Origin of the sequence: Pseudomonas phytophila (assembly GCF_025643095.1) — a bacterium.
GTDB classification, from domain to species: Bacteria; Pseudomonadota; Gammaproteobacteria; order Pseudomonadales; family Pseudomonadaceae; genus Aquipseudomonas; species Aquipseudomonas quasicaspiana.
In genome coordinates, this window is the sequence record NZ_CP081201.1 from 5329702 (window position 1) to 5347997 (window position 18296).

Genomic DNA, 18296 nt, shown 5'->3' on the forward strand with positions numbered 1-18296 from the left:
TAGGGCGCGGTTTCAGGCGGGTGACAGCACTATTGATTTGGGTGATCTGGATTGAGAAGCAACACGGAGGATGTAGGCAATTCAACTGTGCTGTAGGAGCGCACGGAGGTTAAGACGGCCGCGAAGCGGTGTATCAGGCAACCCCGCTATCGCTGCCTCGCTATGCTCGTAAGCGATTACAGGAGATGTGTGCCAAATGGAATGCTATCGCAGCCTTCGGCAGCTCTCATCAGACATGAAATAACTATCCGGACTGGACTGGAATGCTTTTCAACTGTAGGAGCGCGCTTGCCCGCGATTGCATCGGGTCAGGCAACACATTTTCGCTGACGCATCGCATCGACCCAGACCAAGCACGCTCCAGGGCCCCGTTTGCTGCGCGACAGCGCTCTGTCAGGGATACCGGGCGATCTCCTACAAGGATTAAATCAACTCAACGCTTTCTCAATCGCCAGAATCACAGCCGGATCATCCGGTGCTGTACGAGGAGAGAAACGCGCGAGCACTGCGCCATTCTTGCCCACCAGAAACTTTTCGAAATTCCAGGTGATGTCGCCTGGAAACTCTGCGCCTTCACCGGCCAGCAAGCGGTAAAGCTGGTGACGATGAGGATCATTCACCTCAAGCTTCTCGCCCAAAGGGAACGTCACGCCATAGTTGAGACTGCAGAACTCCTGGATTTCCTGCGCAGAACCTGGCTCCTGCCCGGCAAACTGGTTGCACGGCAGGCCCAGCACGCTGAAGCCCTGGTCCTTGTATTTCTGATAGAGATTCTCGAGCGCCGCGTACTGAGGCGTCAGCCCGCACTTTGAAGCGACATTGACGACCAGAACCACTCGCCCCTTGAAGGTCGCCAGCGACAACTCCTGACCATCCAGATCCTTCAATTTAATGTCGTGAAACGCACTCATGACCCACTCTCCCCTCAAATCCCGCGGACAAAAAAGGCGCCTGCCAGACTGCTTGAACCAAGTTGTTCGCGCAGAACCTGCCTGGGCGCCTTTTCAGCTACCTGAGCTTAGCAGCTCAAATCAATGGTGGTGACCACCTTCGCCATGCACGTGACCGTGGGCGATTTCTTCCTGGCTGGCATCACGAATATCAACGATCTTCACTTCGAAGTTCAAGCGCTGACCGGCCAACGGGTGGTTGCCGTCAACGGTAACGTCGTCGCCGTCCAGGTCGCGGATAGTCACGATCTGCATGCTGCCGTCCGGGCCGGAAGCGTGGAACTGCATGCCCACTTCCAGTTCGTCGACACCTTCGAACATGCTGCGGCTCAGGGTGCTGACCAGTTCGGCGGAGTATTCGCCGTAGGCGTCTTCCGGCTCGATAGCGACTTTCAGTTCGTCACCAACATTCTTGCCGTCCAGAGCCTTTTCCAGGCCAGGGATGATGTTACCTGCGCCTTGCAGGTAAACCAGCGGCGCGCCGCCAGCGGAACTGTCGATGACCTCACCAGCGTCATTGGTCAGGGTATAGTCAATGGAGACAGCCTTATTGGCGGCGATCGGCATGGGTCAAGACCTTTTGCTTAAGATTGAAGAACGAGCAAGTTTAACCAAGCCATCGCTCGAAAGCGAACGCAACACGGACAGACGCAGACAGACGGGCCCTATTGGATAACGCGACGGTTACAGATTTTCGGCAGGACGAAGAGGGCCATTGGGTGGTCATACTCTCGTGCGGACACACTCAGCACCTGCGTCATCAACCACCCTGGCAATCACGTGCCTGGGTACTTGATCCAAAACAACGGCTGCAAAAAATAGCTAAAGGCTTTCGCTGTGGCTGGTGTGCGCAGCCTACGGATAACGATAACCTTAGCCACCTCTGAGACGCTGCAATTCGACAGCGCCCTGTTTCCGGTCAGTTGGCTGTCCATCGCCGCCATGGCCCTTGTACTGCTCAAGCGAGAACCCTGAATGCAGACTTTCTTTATTGCCCCCACAGACTTTGGTGTGGGTCTGACATCCATCAGCCTTGGTCTGGTGCGCACCCTGGAGCGTGCCGGGCTGAAAGTCGGCTTCTTCAAACCCATCGCCCAGCCGCACCCCGGCGATCTGGGCCCGGAGCGCTCTACCGAGCTGGTCGCTCGCACTCATGGCCTCAATCCGCCACGACCACTGGCCTTGTCCCACGTAGAGCGGATGCTCGGCGATGGTCAGCTGGATGAGTTGCTGGAAGAAATCATCAGCCTCTATCAACAGGCCGCAGTCGGCAAAGACGTGTTGATCGTTGAAGGCATGGTGCCGACCCGACACGCTAGCTATGCGGCCCGGGTTAACCTGCACCTGGCCAAGAGTCTGGATGCCGATGTGATTCTGGTGTCCGCGCCGGAGAACGAAGTGCTGGCCGAACTCTCGGGCCGGGTCGAATTGCAGGCTCAACTATTCGGCGGCCCTAAAGACCCGAAAGTCCTGGGGGTGATTCTCAATAAAGTCCGCACCGATGAAAGCATGGAAGCCTTCGCCGCACGGCTCAAAGACCATTCGCCTTTGTTGCGCAGCGGTGACTTCCGGTTGCTGGGCTGCATTCCCTATCAGGCTGAACTGAACGCGCCGCGTACTCGTGATGTGGCCGAACTGCTCGGCGCGCAGGTTATCAATGCCGGCGATTACGATCAGCGGCGCATGTCGAAAATCATTATCTGCGCCCGCACCGTGCTCAATACCGTGCAGTTGCTCAAACCGGGCGTGCTGGTGGTAACGCCCGGTGATCGTGACGACATCATTCTTGCCGTCAGCCTTGCGGCCATGAACGGCGTGCCACTCGCAGGCTTGCTGCTGACCAGCGACACCGTGCCGGACCCACGCATCATGGAGCTGTGTCGCGGCGCCTTGCAGGCTGGCCTGCCGGTTCTGTCGGTCAGTACCGGTTCTTACGACACCGCCACCCAGCTCAATCAATTGAACAAGGAAATCCCTATTGATGACCGCGAGCGTGCCGAGATCATCACTGATTTCGTCGCCAGTCATCTGGACGCCAACTGGCTGCACCAACGCTGTGGGACCCCGCGAGAACTGCGCCTGTCCCCGGCGGTGTTCCGTTATCAATTGATCCAGCGCGCTCAGGCCGCCAACAAACGCATCGTGTTGCCGGAAGGCAGCGAGCCGCTGACCATTCAGGCCGCTGCGATCTGCCACGCACGCGGGATCGCCCGGTGCGTGCTACTCGCCAAGCCCGAAGAAGTCCATTCGGTAGCCAAGGCACAGGGCATCGAACTGCCGCCGGGCCTTGAGATTCTCGATCCGGATCTGATTCGCGAGCGTTACATCGCGCCCATGGTCGAGTTGCGTAAAAGCAAAAGCCTCAATGCGCCGATGGCTGAACAGCAGCTGGAAGACACGGTGGTGATCGGCACCATGATGTTGGCGCTGGACGAGGTCGACGGGCTGGTTTCCGGGGTCATCCACTCCACCGCCAATACCATTCGCCCAGCCTTGCAACTGATCAAGACCGCACCGGGCTGCACGCTGGTGTCATCGGTCTTTTTCATGCTGTTTCCGGATCAGGTACTGGTCTATGGCGACTGCATCATGAACCCGCACCCAAGCGCCAGCGAGCTGGCGGAAATTGCCCTGCAAAGTGCCGACTCCGCAGTGGCCTTCGGCATTACGCCCCGGGTCGCGATGATCAGTTACTCCAGCGGCAATTCGGCCAGTGGCGAAGAAGTGGAAAAGGTTCGTGAAGCGACCCAACTCGCCCAGGAAACGCAACGCGACCTGCTGATCGACGGGCCGCTGCAATATGATGCTGCCGCCAACGAGAACGTCGCCCGGCAACTGGCACCTGACAGCGCCGTAGCCGGTCGCGCCAATGTGTTCGTATTCCCCGATCTGAACACCGGCAATACCACCTACAAAGCCGTACAACGCAGCGCTGATTGCGTGAGCATCGGCCCTATGCTGCAAGGCCTGCGCAAGCCGGTAAACGATTTGCCACGTGGAGCACAGGTGGATGACATCGTCTATACCATCGCGTTGACCGCGATTCAGGCAGCCACTCTTTCCTGACACACTGCTGCGTCATACTTACACGATGCTGTCGCCTGCCAGGCGACAGCATCCGAATTCTCTTCTGGAGCCCTTCCGGTATGGATTTTCTGCCTGCCCCATTGCGCGGTTTCATCGCCTCGCTGCTGTTGGCGCTGAACACCATTGTTTGTTGTACGCCGCTGTTCGTCGTCGCCATCTTCAAGCTGTGCCTGCCCTTCCCTGCCGCTCAACGCGTGACGGACTGGCTGATGAGCCACATTCACGAAGCGTGGATCGCCAACAACAACCGCTGGATGAATCTGCTTGGGCATACCCGCTGGCATTTGAGCGGTCTGGAAGGCCTGGATTACGAACACTCGTATCTGGTCACTAGCAACCACCAGAGCTGGGTCGACATCATGGTGTTGCAGTACGTCTTGAACCGCCGGATTCGTCCGTTGAAGTTTTTCCTCAAACAAGAGTTGATCTGGGTGCCGGTCATAGGTCTGGCATGGTGGGCACTGGGTTTCCCGTTCATGAAGCGCTACTCCAAAGCGTATCTGGCGAAACACCCGGAGAAGCAAGGCAAGGACCTGGCGACCACACGCCGTACTTGCGCCAAATTCCGCAACAACCCGGTGGGTATTTTCAACTTCGCTGAAGGCACCCGTTTCACCAGCGGCAAACAGGCCGCGCAGTCATCACCGTTCCGCTACCTGCTCAAGCCCAAGGCAGGCGGAATCGCGTTTGTACTGGATGCGATGGGTGAACAGCTGGAGTCAATCATCAACGTCACGATTCATTACCCGCAGGGTCGGCCAGGTTACTGGGATCTGCTATGCGGCAATGTTCGCGAAGTGGTCGCGCATTTCGAAGAGATCAAGATTCCGCAGCACTTCATCGGCAAGAACTACGATCAGGACGGCGAATACCGCCTGGAATTCCAGCAGTGGATCAATAAGCTGTGGGAAGAGAAGGATCAACTGTTGGCCCGGCTGCATGCCGAATATCCGGGTAACGTAAGGCCGTGAAGCCCTGTAGGAGTGAGCTTGCTCGCGACAGCGGTCTGTCAGCTATATACCCAGTGACTGACAAACCGCTATCGCGAGCAAGCTCACTCCTACAGATCTAACGTATGCCCCGCGACAGCGCGGTGCCATTGGCACCGCAGCCCCTCGAATTACTGCTGATACTGCTCGTACTGCTGACCAGGAATCGGTTTGAGGTTGACCTCAACCCGACGGTTTTGAGCGCGGCCATTCACATCGGCGTTGCTGGCAATCGGCTGATCAGGACCTGCACCCCGCACCGACAGGCGGGCAGGATCAACGCCTTGAGACGTCAGATAGGTGCTCACGCTCTGCGCGCGTTGTTGGGACAGGTCCATATTGTGCTGACGCGAACCGGTACTGTCGGTGTAACCAACAATCTCGATGTTGTTCTGATTGAACTGTTTCAACGAACCGGCAAGGTTGTTCAGCGGTGAGTAGAAGCTGCTGGCGATAGCTGAGGAATCGGTCGCGAAGGTGATATTGCCCGGCATGATCAGCTTGATCTGATCGCCTTGACGCTGCACTTCGACGCCGGTGTTGGCCATGCTTTCGCGCAGCGCCTTTTCCTGTTTGTCAGCGTAGTAGCCGTAGCCGGCGGAAGCCGCACCCACTACCGCAGCACCAATCAAAGCCCCTTTGCCGCGATTATTGTGATCGATCGCTGCACCAGCCAAAGCCCCCGCCAGCGCACCCAGCCCGCCGTATTTGGCCGTTTTGCTGACACCGCCAGCGCTCTGCGCCTGGCCCTGATTGTCGTAAGGGTTTGGTGACGCACACCCGGAAAGCATAGCCACGGCAGTAGCGGCAATAATCAAACGACGCGAGGTAAACATGCAGATGCTCCTGAATTCTATGAACATCAAGTCCTCAGACTTGTGACGAAATTAGAGCATGGCAGCCCTGTTAAATTCCTTAACCCTGCCTGAACAGCGCTCAAGCCCGAACGAACGGATTATCACGCATTTCATCGCCCAGTCGGGTGTCAGGACCATGCCCTGTGACAACCGTAGCCTCTTCATCCAGTGTGTACAAACGCTGCTTGATGGAACGCACGATGGTCGGCTGGTCCCCGCCCCACAAATCCGTACGACCGATACCTCGACGAAATAAGGTGTCCCCGGCAATCAACAATCCTGCATCGGCAAACCAGAAGCTCATTGAGCCGGGCGTATGACCCGGTGTATGCAGCGCCACGCCACAGCCGCAAGTCAGTTCCTCATCATCGGCCAACCAACGGTCTGGCGGCGGCACCGGCGTATAAGGCACGCGAAAAACCTGACATTGCGTCTCAAGGTTGTCCCACAGGAACTGATCCTCTTTATGCAGGTGCAACGTCGCCCCGGTCTTCTCTTTCAAGAGCCCCGATGCCAGAAAATGATCGAGATGCGCATGGGTATGGATGATGCTCACGACCTTCAGATCCAGTGCTGCCAGGCGAGCCAGAATCAACTCATGGTTGCCACCCGGATCCACCACGATGGCTTTTCGGGTAATCGGATCGCCAATGATCGTGCAGTTGCACTGCAATGGGCCAACGGGGAATGTTTCTCGTATCAGCGTGGGCTTTGCCGCTTGCATAAGTGTTCCTGTGAATGTTTTTCCATAGCCATTTGCACTGGCTGAGATCACCGGTCTCTGCATCATAAAGCTGACCGCCCAAACAGCAAAATCCTCGCCAGTCAAACCACGAATGACCGCTCATCGGCCAGTTGATGGCTTATAGCCATAACCAGTAATGTTTTTGATACATATCCAGATACAAGCTGGATAGAATGTGCGCTTTTCTGGCGTCAGAAATCAGCAACCGCATTTGAGAGATGAGTTCCGGCTGGAATCACTCGATGTAGCGGTCACATTGGACAGACCGCGATTCATTCAGGAAGCAACAATGCCTACTCCAACGGGTTACACCATGAGCTATTCGGCCTATGCGAGCAGCAATTCTCAGCTCAATAGCTTGCTTTACGGCACCTCATGGAGTTGGAGCAGTGGGTTCACAGTCACCAATCTGACGTACAGCTTTTTCGAAGAGGGCACTTCGAAATACGCCCTCTCGTACAGCGCAAGTCAGGAATATCTAGACGCCTACGAGCTGGCCCCTGCACAGCAAACAGCAATCATCGACAGCCTCGCCAAGTGGTCCGCTGTATCCAATGTCAAATTCACCCAGGTGACTGACACCGATACCACTGTTGGCGATCTGCGTTTCGGTGGCTACGCCGGGATGGATGACAACACCGCGGCCTGGGCCTACCTCCCCGACAATACCCCTGTGGCGGGCGATGTATGGATAGGCCCCCAAACCAATGAACCTGCACCCGCTGAGGGCAGTTACGACTACATGACGTTCATGCATGAAATTGGTCATGCGCTGGGTCTCAAGCACCCATTCGAGCAGAGCTTTTACAACAGCACCACGTTGTCCCCGATGCTGGATGACGTGCGCTACACCATCATGAGCTACACCAACGGTTATTCTTACGAACCCACCACCCCCATGCTTTTAGACATCCTCGCCATCCAGAAGCTGTACGGGGCGAATGCACTCTGGGAAGCAGGCAACACAACCTACAGCTGGGGTGCCGATCAGTCAGTTTTCGAAACCATCTGGGACGGCGGCGGCGTCGATACCATCGACGCCAGCAATCAGGCCAGCAGCGTGTTCCTTAATCTCAATGAGGGCGAATTCAGCAATATTGGCAAAACCTTTTACGACTACCAGCAACAGAAATACATCAATGACGGCCTGGCCATCGCGTTCGGTGCAAAGATCGAAAACGCGACTGGCTCGGCCTTCAACGACACACTGGTTGGCAACGACCTGGCCAACGTACTTGATGGGCGCGCGGGTGCCGATTTCATGCTGGGCGGGGCGGGTAACGATACGTACATCGTCGACAACGTTGCCGATCTAGTGATTGAAACCAGTGTCCGGCCAAGCGAAATCGATACGGTCATCGCCTCGGTCAGCTACACCCTGGGTGCCAACCTGGAGAACCTGACCCTCACAGGTACTGCCAATCTGAGGGGTACTGGCAACACCCGTGACAATCTGCTGGTCGGTAATGATGGCGACAACAACCTCAATGGGGGCGCGGGCAGCGATGAACTGCGCGCAGGTGCAGGCAATGACGTGCTCGATGGTGGGGCAGGCATCGACAAACTGATTGGCGGAACCGGTGATGATACTTATATCGTCGACAACGTCAGCGACACGATCACAGAGCTGGACGGCGAAGGCTATGACGTCGTCAAAGCCTCGATCAGCTATACCCTCGCCGCCTTTGTCGAAGAAGGCCGACTGCAGGGCACCGAAGCTCTAAACCTGACGGGTAATAGCCAGGCCAACACCTTGATCGGCAACAACGGCGCCAACGTTCTCGACGGCAAAGCCGGTGCCGACAGCATGAGCGGTGGCCTGGGCAATGACACTTACATCGTGGATAACGTTGACGACGTGGTAGTTGAAACCAGCGCACTGCTCAGCGAAATCGATACCGTTCAGGCGTCGGTAAGCTACACCTTGGGTGCCAACCTGGAAGTGCTCACGCTCACCGGTCCTGACGCCATCAACGGCACGGGCAATACACTCAATAACCGGATCAACGGTAACGCTGTCGACAACACTCTCGACGGTGGTGCTGGTGCCGATATCATGACCGGCGGCCTCGGCAACGACACCTATGTGGTCGACAACACCCTCGACGTGATTGTTGAAACCAGCAACCTGATAACAGAAATCGACACAGTCAGAGCCTCCATAAACTGGACTCTGGGCGCCAATCTGGAAAACCTGACCCTCACCGGCAGCGCCAACCTGAGCGGCACCGGTAATGCGCTGAAAAATCTGCTGATCGGCAACGCAGGCAATAACGTTCTCAGCGGTGGCCTGGGTAATGATGAATTGCAAGGCGGTGCGGGCGATGATCGTCTCGATGGCGGTGCGGGCCTGGACGTGCTGATAGGCGGAACAGGCAACGATACGTACATCGTCGACAATGTTGCCGACCTCATCACCGAATTCGACGGCGAAGGCCGTGACTTGGTGCAAGCCTCGGTCAGCTACACCCTCAGCGATTTTGTCGAAGACGGACAAGCGCTGGGCACAGCAGCGATAAACCTCACCGGCAATGACGAAGCCAACACGCTGACCGGCAACAACGCCGCCAACATCCTTGATGGCAAGGCGGGAGCCGACACCTTGATCGGCGGACTGGGCAATGACACTTACATCGTGGATAACGTAGGCGACGTGGTCGTCGAAACCAGCGCACTGCTCAACGAGATCGATACCGTACAGGCCTCTATCAGCTACACGCTGGGCGCCAATGTCGAAAACCTGACCCTCACCGGCAGTGACAGCCTCGACGGCACCGGCAACGCACTGAACAACCGCATCACCGGTAACAGCGGCAACAACCGCCTCGATGGCGGTATAGGCATCGACACCCTGGTCGGCGGACTGGGCAATGACACCTATGTGGTAGACAACCTCCGTGACGTGGTCCTGGAGACCAGTACCCTGCCAGGCGAAATAGATACGGTTGAGTCGTCAATCAACTGGACCCTGGGCGCCAACCTGGAAAATCTGACCCTTACCGGAAGCGCCAACCTAAATGGCATCGGCAATGCCTTGGCTAACACCCTGACGGGTAATGATGGCGCCAACAGCCTGAGCGGCGCAGCGGGTGACGATATTCTGCGCGGCGGCGCGGGCAACGACCGTCTTGATGGCGGGCTTGGTATAGACACGCTGGTCGGTGGCACCGGGGATGATTTTTACATCGTCGATAACTCCGGCGACATCATCACCGAACTCGATAACGAAGGTTACGACGTGGTGCAGACCTCGGTCAGCTATACGCTCGGCAATTTCGTGGAAGAAGGCAGGTTACTCGGCAACGCTGCGCTAAGACTCACCGGCAATGACCAAGACAACCTGCTGCTTGGCAACGCATTGGCCAACACTCTTGAAGGCGGTGCAGGCGACGACACCCTTAACGGTGGCGCGGGCATCGATACCCTGATCGGTGGCACCGGCAACGATACGTACCTCGTCGATAACATCGGCGACAAGATTACCGAACTCGACGGCGAAGGCCACGACACCGTGCAAACCACGGTCAGCTACACCCTTAGCGATTTTGTTGAAGACGGTGTCTTGCTGGGCGCTGCGGCACTCAACCTGACCGGTAATAGCGAAGAGAACACCCTGACCGGTAATAACGCCGCCAATATCCTGGATGGCAAAGCGGGTGCCGACACCCTGATCGGTGGCCTGGGTAATGACACCTACATCGTCGACAACATCGGCGACGTGGTCGTCGAAACCAGCGCACTGCTCACGGAGATCGATACCGTACAGGCGTCCATCAGTTACGCTTTGGGCAACAACCTTGAGAACCTGACCCTCACCGGCAGTGACAGCCTCGACGGCACCGGCAACGCACTGAACAACCGCATTACCGGCAACAGCGGCAGCAACCGTCTGGACGGCGGCGCGGGCATCGACACCATGACCGGCGGCCTCGGTAACGACACCTACGTGGTCGATAACCTCAAAGACGTGATCGTGGAAACCACCACCCTGCCCGGCGAAATCGACACCGTCGAATCATCAGTCAACTGGGCTCTGGGTGCCAACCTGGAGAACCTGACCCTCACCGGCAGCGATAACCTCAACGGCACCGGCAACGCCCTGACCAACGTGTTGATTGGCAACGCCGGGAATAACATCCTCAACGGCGGTGCAGGCATCGACACTCTGAAAGGCGGCGATGGCAACGACACTTTCGTGCTCGACCAGTTTGCCGAACTGGCACTGCTCGAAGAGTTGAGCAATCAGGGCTCCGACACCCTGAACATCAGTTTCGCCGCCACAGCGATCAACAACACCGTGGACCTGAGCAATACCAACCTGCGTAACGTGGAAAATGTCACGCTGCTGGGTGCGGGCTTGTTCAGTGTGATCGGTAACGATCAGAACAACATCCTCGTCGGCAATGCCTTCGCCAACACCCTCAATGGCGGTGCAGACGACGACACTCTTAACGGTGGCGCGGGCGTTGATACCCTGATCGGCGGCACCGGCAACGATACGTACGTCGTCGATAACCTCGGCGACAAGATTACCGAACTCGACGGCGAAGGCCGTGACACCGTGCAAACCACGGTCAGCTACACCCTTAGCGATTTTGTAGAAGACGGTGTCTTGCTGGGCGCTGCGGCGATCAACCTGACTGGCAGCAATCAGGACAACACCCTCACCGGCAACAACGCCGCCAACATACTCGATGGCAAAACCGGTGCCGACACCTTGATCGGTGGGCTGGGCAACGACACCTACATCGTCGACAACATCGGCGATGTGGTCGTTGAAACCAGCGCACTGCTCAACGAGATCGATACCGTACAGGCATCTATCAGCTACACGCTGGGCGCTAATGTCGAAAACCTGACCCTCACCGGCAGTGCCAGCCTCGACGGCATTGGTAACGCACTGAACAACCGCATTACCGGTAACAGCGGCAGTAACCGTCTGGACGGTGGCCTTGGCATCGACACCTTGACCGGCGGCCTCGGTAACGACACCTACGTGGTCGACAACCTCAAGGACGTGGTCGTCGAAACAAGCACCCTGCCCACTGAAATCGACACTGTCGAGTCGTCGGTCAACTGGGCCCTGGGTGCCAACCTGGAAAACCTGACCCTCACCGGCAGCGATAACCTCAACGGCACTGGCAACGCTCTGGCCAACGTGTTGATCGGCAACGCCGGGAATAACGTCCTCAACGGCGGTGCAGGTATCGACACTCTGAAAGGCGGCGATGGCAACGACACTTTCGTGCTCGACCAGTTTGCCGAACTGGCACTGCTCGAAGAGTTGAGCAATCAGGGCTCCGACACCCTGAACATCAGTTTCGCCGCCACAGCGATCAACAACACTGTGGACCTGAGCAATACCAACCTGCGAAACGTGGAAAACGTCACGTTACTGGGTGCGGGGTTGTTCGGTGTGATCGGTAACGATCAGAACAACATCCTCGTCGGCAATGCCTTCGCCAACACCCTCAACGGCGGTGCAGGCGATGACACTCTTAACGGCGGCGCCGGGATCGACACGCTGATCGGTGGCACCGGCAACGATACGTACCTCGTCGATAACATCGGCGACAAGATTACCGAACTTGACGGCGAAGGCCACGACACCGTGCAAACCACGGTCAGCTACACACTAAGCGATTTTGTTGAAGACGGTGTCTTGCTGGGAGCTGCGGCGATCAACCTGACTGGCAGCAATCAGGACAACACCCTCACCGGCAACAACGCCGCCAATATCCTGGATGGCAAAGCCGGTGCCGACACCCTGATCGGTGGGCTGGGTAATGACACTTATATAGTCGACAACATCGGCGACGTAGTAGTTGAAAACAGCGCACTTGCAGCTGAAATCGACACCGTACAGGCATCTATCAGCTACACGCTGGGCGCTAATGTCGAAAACCTGACCCTCACCGGCAGCGACAGCCTCGAAGGCACCGGCAATGCACTGAACAACCGCATTACCGGCAACAGCGGTAGCAACCGTCTGGACGGCGGCGCGGGCATCGACACCATGACCGGCGGCCTCGGTAACGACACCTACGTGGTCGATAACCTCAAGGACGTGGTCGTTGAAACAAGCACCCTGCCCACTGAAATCGACACTGTCGAGTCGTCGGTCAACTGGGCCCTGGGTGCCAACCTGGAAAACCTGACCCTCACCGGCAGCGATAACCTCAACGGCACTGGCAACGCTCTTGCCAACGTCTTGATTGGCAACGCCGGGAATAACGTCCTCAACGGCGGTGCAGGTATCGACACTCTGAAAGGCGGCGATGGCAACGACACTTTCGTGCTCGACCAGTTTGCCGAACTGGCACTGCTCGAAGAGTTGAGCAATCAGGGCTCCGACACCCTGAACATCAGTTTCGCCGCCACAGCGATCAACAACACTGTGGACCTGAGCAATACCAACCTGCGAAACGTGGAAAACGTCACGTTACTGGGTGCGGGGTTGTTCGGTGTGATCGGTAACGATCAGAACAACATCCTCGTCGGCAATGCCTTCGCCAACACCCTCAACGGCGGTGCAGGCGATGACACTCTTAACGGCGGCGCCGGGATCGACACGCTGATCGGTGGCACCGGCAACGATACGTACCTCGTCGATAACATCGGCGACAAGATTACCGAACTTGACGGCGAAGGCCACGACACCGTGCAAACCACGGTCAGCTACACACTAAGCGATTTTGTTGAAGACGGTGTCTTGCTGGGAGCTGCGGCGATCAACCTGACTGGCAGCAATCAGGACAACACCCTCACCGGCAACAACGCCGCCAATATCCTGGATGGCAAAGCCGGTGCCGACACCCTGATCGGTGGGCTGGGTAATGACACTTATATAGTCGACAACATCGGCGACGTAGTAGTTGAAAACAGCGCACTTGCAGCTGAAATCGACACCGTACAGGCATCTATCAGCTACACGCTGGGCGCTAATGTCGAAAACCTGACCCTCACCGGCAGCGACAGCCTCGAAGGCACCGGCAATGCACTGAACAACCGCATTACCGGCAACAGCGGTAGCAACCGTCTGGACGGCGGCGCGGGCATCGACACCATGACCGGCGGCCTCGGTAACGACACCTACGTGGTCGATAACCTCAAGGACGTGGTCGTTGAAACAAGCACCCTGCCCACTGAAATCGACACTGTCGAGTCGTCGGTCAACTGGGCCCTGGGTGCCAACCTGGAAAACCTGACCCTCACCGGCAGCGATAACCTCAACGGCACTGGCAACGCTCTTGCCAACGTCTTGATTGGCAACGCCGGGAATAACGTCCTCAACGGCGGTGCAGGCATCGACACTCTGAAAGGCGGCGATGGCAACGACACTTTCGTGCTCGACCAGTTTGCCGAACTGGCACTGCTCGAAGAGTTGAGCAATCAGGGCTCCGACACCCTGAACATCAGCTTCGCCGCCACAGCGATCAACAACACCGTGGACCTGAGCAATACCAACCTGCGTAACGTGGAAAATGTCACGCTGCTGGGTGCGGGCTTGTTCAGTGTGATCGGTAACGATCAGAACAACATCCTTGTCGGCAATGCCTTCGCCAACACCCTCAATGGTGGTGCAGGCGATGACACCCTTAACGGCGGCGCCGGGATCGACACGCTGATCGGTGGCACTGGCAACGATACGTACCTCGTCGATAACATCGGCGACAAGATTACCGAGCTCGACGGTGAAGGCCGCGATACCGTGCAAACCACGGTCACCTATACCCTCAGCAATTTTGTCGAAGACGGACAGGCGCTAGGCGCGGCCGCCATCAACCTCACGGGTAATGACGAAGCCAACACACTCACCGGCAACAACGCCGCCAACGTTCTTGATGGTAAAGCGGGGGCCGACACCCTGATCGGTGGCCTGGGCAATGACACTTATATAGTCGACAACATCGGTGACGTGGTAGTTGAAACCAGCGCACTACTCACCGAGATCGACACCGTTCAGGCATCAATCAGCTACACGCTAGGCGCTAATGTCGAAAACCTGACCCTCACCGGCAGTGACAGCCTCGACGGCACCGGCAACGCACTGAACAACCGCATTACCGGCAACAGCGGTAGCAACCGTCTGGAGGGTGGCCTTGGCATCGACACCTTGACCGGCGGCTTGGGCAACGACACTTATGTGGTCGACAACCTCAAGGACGTGGTCGTCGAAACCAGCACCCTGGTCACTGAAATCGACACCGTCGAATCCTCGGTCAACTGGACTCTGGGCGCCAATCTGGAAAACCTGACCCTCACCGGCAGCGATAACCTGAACGGCACCGGCAACGCCCTGATCAACACCATGACCGGCAACTCGGGGAATAACATCCTCAACGGTGGCGCGGGCAACGACATGCTGGATGGAGGCGATGGCAACGATCATCTGATCGGCGGCCTGGGCACTGATACGCTCACGGGCGGATCAGGTGCAGACACATTCGTCTTCAATCTGTTGAGTGAGCTTGGATTGGGTGACAAACGTGACGCCATCACCGACTTCAACAGTGCTCAGGGGGACAAGATCGATCTGAGCAAACTGGACGCCAATGTCCTCTTGGGAGGTATCAACCCGTTTACCTTTATTGGTGCGGCAGAATTCACCGGCGCCGGGCAACTGCGTTTTGTCGATGAAGTGCTGTCAGGCAACATCAACGGCAACCTGAACAATGATTTTGAGATCCATCTGGTGGGCGTCACTGCCCTCGCGGCGAACGATTTCGTCTGATCCAGGCGCTCAGGAGCCCACACTGATCAATCCGGAGTAATCCTCAGGAACACGATACCCTCCTGAAAGTGAAAGCTCCGGATAGCACATTGATGAGTTGTGTATGAGTTACAGGATCGGAGCGTCGTCTAAACCTTAGCTCAACAGGCCAAGTTCCTGTGCCCGGGCTACGGCCTGGGTTCGGCGCTCGACCCTAAGTTTGCCATTGATGTGGCTGGCGTGGGTCTTGACGGTGTGCAGCGAAATAAAGAGCTGATCACTGATCTCCTGATTCGAGCAACCCTGGGCGATCAACTGCAGGACGCTTAACTCCCGTGCGCTCAGGGTGTCCCTGGCAGACAAGGTCTCAGTGCTTTCTTTGAGCTGGGTGCAGGCCAACATAGGCAGCCTTTCCAGGAGTGCATCGCGCACCGCACAAGGGGCGAACTGCAGCAGTTGCTCGCGTAACCAGCCAGGGTGATGCTCAATCAGCTCATGAAACGGCAACAACGCCCCGCCCGTTGCGGCGCGCAAACTCTGATCCAGTAAAGCGCGGGCCTTAGCCTCGTCGCCGGTGCCAATAAACAACAACATCTGCTGGATCAATGCCGTCAGGTTCAGAAGTTGACCATCGACGCTACGAGCATGAATCTCCAGTTGATTGAGGCGTTGCGCGCAAGCGTCGACCTTCCCCTGAACTCGCTCAAGTGCAGCGCACTGCAACTCGACATAATGCGGAAGTTGCGGATGGCACTCAGGTGAGGACGCTGGCGTATCGCCGCTGTAGGTCTGGGTCAACCGCAGCAACCAGGCTTCTGCCAGATCGAATCGGCCTTGCGCCAACCACAGCTCGCACTTGACCAGCGTGATCATCGCCAGATAGTAAATCGATGGCACATCCCAGATATGCATCAGCCGCTCAGCTTCGGAAAGCTCCGCAAATGCCTCGGCAAAACGCCCTTCTCGCCCCAACAACCCCGCAACCGCGCAATGGCCGATCAACACGCTGATGTCTCGACATGCCCGCGCTTCGGCAAGACCGGCCAGTAGCTGCACGCGTCCGGTCTCATCCTGCATGCGCAGGGTCAATAAATAACCTTCATAAAGCGTGAGTCGCGCACGAACGGCGTACAAGCGTTGCGCAGACAATCCCCTCAGACGGTGTAGCCCGTGGCGAACCTCATCAAGCGCACGCAAAATTTCACCCCGAGCCTGCAACGCACGGGCGCGATCATAATGGGCGAGGGCTTCGAACAGCGGATTGGCGACCCGCTGCGCCAGCTCAAGCGCGTCACGATTCAAGGCTCGAGCACGCCACAAGTCACCTTCGGCAATTGCCAGATTGGCCAGGGTCGACAAGCACATCAAGCGTTGGCCATAACGTTTGCGCGGCAGGCTGAGCAATGCCTCGCTGCAATAACGCTGAGTCTTTTCAGTATCACCTCGCCCGCGAGCAATGATCCCGCTCAGGGCCAGCCACTGCGCGAGCATTGATTCTTGCGCCGTGGCAGAAGGTGCCGGCAGAAAACGACTGAGATGTTCGGCCAATTCTTCGGCGGCATCAAGTTGACACGCCAGCCCCAGCGCCCAGGCGTACAACACAATCAGTCTCGGCGTACTGATCAGCAGGCTGTCGGGCAAATCCATCTTCCAGCGTAACAACATGCCGACGTTCTGCTCAGCCAGCAGTTGCTCTTCGGAAAGGTTCTGGACCAGATTGGCGGCGACGTCCAGGTGCCCGGCCCGCAGCGCCTGCTCGACAGCTTCATCCAATAAGCCCTGTTCGCTGAACCAGCGGCAGGCATTAAGGTGCAGACGGTTTTGTTGGGGGCCGTCCTGAGCCTTGGCGCGTAGCAAATCGGAAAACAGGTGGTGATAACGGTACCAACGACCGTGCTCATCCAGCGGTACCAGAAATACCTGATGCGCCTGCAAATAACCCAGCAATTGAGCGCTGTCATGGCTGTCCCTGACGGCGTCGCACAGCTCGACGCAAAAACGCTCCAGGCATGCAGTGTCATACAGAAAAGCCTGCACATCGTCGGGCAAGCTATCGATGACTTCTTCAAGCAAATAGTCGCGTATCAGCCCTTCACCGCCATGCAGCGCTTGTGACAACTCGTTATCAGTCCCCTCTCCAGATGCCGCCAGCAACCAGAAGCGCAGCCCGGCCACCCACCCCTCGCTGCGCTCGATGAGGCTCTGCAGCGCATCGGCCCCGAGCGAGTGGCTACGCGCACCCAACAGGGATAAAGATTCAGAATGCGTCAGACGCAAGTCGTGTTCGTTAAGCTCTACTAATTGCCGCGACAGCCGCAGACGCGCCAGATGCCACTCGGGGCGCTGGCGACTGGTGACCATGATGATCAATCCGGCAGGCAGGTGATTGAGGAAAAACTGCAGACAGCGATCCAGCACGGGCCCTTGGGCCAAATGGTAATCGTCCAGCACCAGCAATACTGGCTTGCCCAGCATCAGGTGCATCGACAGCTCATCAAGCAGACCATCGAGCCACTCTTCAAAAGCGAAGGGCTGATGACGCTGACGCATCTTCAATAAACCCAGGGCCTGAGCGCCCAGCTGTGGGAAGAACTGTTGCAGCGCTGCCAGCAAACGCTCCAGAAAACGCCCCGGATCGCTGTCACGCGGACTCAAACCCAACCATGCACTTTGCCAGTCCTCGGGTAGATTCTGGCAGAACTCGATAGCCACTGAGCTCTTGCCGAAACCGGCAGGCGCACTGATCAAGAGCAGCCGTCCGGATAAACCGGCAGCCAATCGTGTACAGAGACGGTTACGAGGTACGTAGCCGTCAGGCAAGGGTGGCCGGAAGAGTCGTCCTTCCAGCGCGGGGACCACGTTGCCTGCGAACGCTTGCAAACGGGACAAATCAGTCATGGCCGGCTCTTGATCGGCTAGGCGAATGCTCTGGAGACTAGCCGGTAAGTCAGCTGT

8 protein-coding genes and 1 pseudogene are annotated in these 18296 nt (G+C 57.3%); 4 read left to right on the plus strand and 5 right to left on the minus strand.

The features are described from left to right. Window positions 1-428: 428 nt before the first annotated feature. Both K3169_RS24110 and K3169_RS24115 read right to left on the minus strand, forming a co-directional pair. Complete coding sequence (locus tag K3169_RS24110) at window positions 429-911, minus strand: glutathione peroxidase (protein WP_027899555.1); 483 nt, start codon at window positions 909-911, stop codon at window positions 429-431. 120 nt (window positions 912-1031) lie between these two features. After that, window positions 1032-1517, minus strand: a complete 486-nt coding sequence (locus tag K3169_RS24115) for a peptidylprolyl isomerase (protein ID WP_027899554.1) — start codon at window positions 1515-1517, stop codon at window positions 1032-1034. Here K3169_RS24115 and K3169_RS24120 point away from each other — a divergent pair. The 3 genes and pseudogenes from K3169_RS24120 to K3169_RS24130 all read left to right on the plus strand — a co-directional run bounded on the left by K3169_RS24120 (window position 1486) and on the right by K3169_RS24130 (window position 5008). Beyond that, window positions 1486-1837: pseudogene (locus tag K3169_RS24120) on the plus strand (DUF3565 domain-containing protein). The gene K3169_RS24115 and the pseudogene K3169_RS24120 sit on opposite strands and share 32 nt — an antisense overlap. Before the next feature lie 88 nt (window positions 1838-1925). Next, window positions 1926-4016, plus strand: a complete 2091-nt coding sequence (gene pta / locus K3169_RS24125) for a phosphate acetyltransferase (RefSeq protein ID WP_027899552.1) — start codon at window positions 1926-1928, stop codon at window positions 4014-4016. An 80-nt stretch (window positions 4017-4096) separates the two neighbouring features. After that, window positions 4097-5008, plus strand: a complete 912-nt coding sequence (locus K3169_RS24130) for an acyltransferase (RefSeq protein ID WP_231677630.1) — start codon at window positions 4097-4099, stop codon at window positions 5006-5008. Window positions 5009-5157: 149 nt separating this feature from the next. Here the strand turns inward: K3169_RS24130 and K3169_RS24135 are convergent, their stop codons facing one another. Together K3169_RS24135 and K3169_RS24140 are read right to left on the minus strand one after the other, a co-directional pair. Further along, window positions 5158-5862 carry an OmpA family lipoprotein gene (locus K3169_RS24135; protein WP_027899547.1) on the minus strand — a complete coding sequence of 235 codons (705 nt, stop codon included), beginning with the start codon at window positions 5860-5862 and terminating at the stop codon, window positions 5158-5160. A gap of 100 nt (window positions 5863-5962) precedes the next feature. Next, window positions 5963-6607: an MBL fold metallo-hydrolase gene (locus tag K3169_RS24140; RefSeq protein WP_263268343.1), complete on the minus strand. Its 645-nt coding sequence runs from the start codon at window positions 6605-6607 to the stop codon at window positions 5963-5965. A gap of 310 nt (window positions 6608-6917) precedes the next feature. Here K3169_RS24140 and K3169_RS24160 point away from each other — a divergent pair, with 310 nt between their 5' ends. Continuing rightward, complete coding sequence (locus K3169_RS24160; protein ID WP_317633745.1) at window positions 6918-15362, plus strand: M10 family metallopeptidase C-terminal domain-containing protein; 8445 nt, start codon at window positions 6918-6920, stop codon at window positions 15360-15362. Window positions 15363-15497: 135 nt separating this feature from the next. Here the strand turns inward: K3169_RS24160 and K3169_RS24165 are convergent, their stop codons facing one another. After that, complete coding sequence (locus K3169_RS24165; RefSeq protein ID WP_263268344.1) at window positions 15498-18239, minus strand: LuxR C-terminal-related transcriptional regulator; 2742 nt, start codon at window positions 18237-18239, stop codon at window positions 15498-15500. Window positions 18240-18296: the final 57 nt, after the last annotated feature.

Bases quoted from the DNA above. Each gene is read 5' to 3' on its own strand.
- K3169_RS24110 (WP_027899555.1), bottom strand. From the start codon at position 911: ATGAGTGCGTTTCACGACATTAAATTGAAGGATCTGGATGGTCAGGAG.
- K3169_RS24115 (WP_027899554.1), bottom strand. From the start codon at position 1,517: ATGCCGATCGCCGCCAATAAGGCTGTCTCCATTGACTATACCCTGACC.
- pta (WP_027899552.1), top strand. From the start codon at position 1,926: ATGCAGACTTTCTTTATTGCCCCCACAGACTTTGGTGTGGGTCTGACA.
- K3169_RS24130 (WP_231677630.1), top strand. From the start codon at position 4,097: ATGGATTTTCTGCCTGCCCCATTGCGCGGTTTCATCGCCTCGCTGCTG.
- K3169_RS24135 (WP_027899547.1), bottom strand. From the start codon at position 5,862: ATGTTTACCTCGCGTCGTTTGATTATTGCCGCTACTGCCGTGGCTATG.
- K3169_RS24140 (WP_263268343.1), bottom strand. From the start codon at position 6,607: ATGCAAGCGGCAAAGCCCACGCTGATACGAGAAACATTCCCCGTTGGC.
- K3169_RS24160 (WP_317633745.1), top strand. From the start codon at position 6,918: ATGCCTACTCCAACGGGTTACACCATGAGCTATTCGGCCTATGCGAGC.
- K3169_RS24165 (WP_263268344.1), bottom strand. From the start codon at position 18,239: ATGACTGATTTGTCCCGTTTGCAAGCGTTCGCAGGCAACGTGGTCCCC.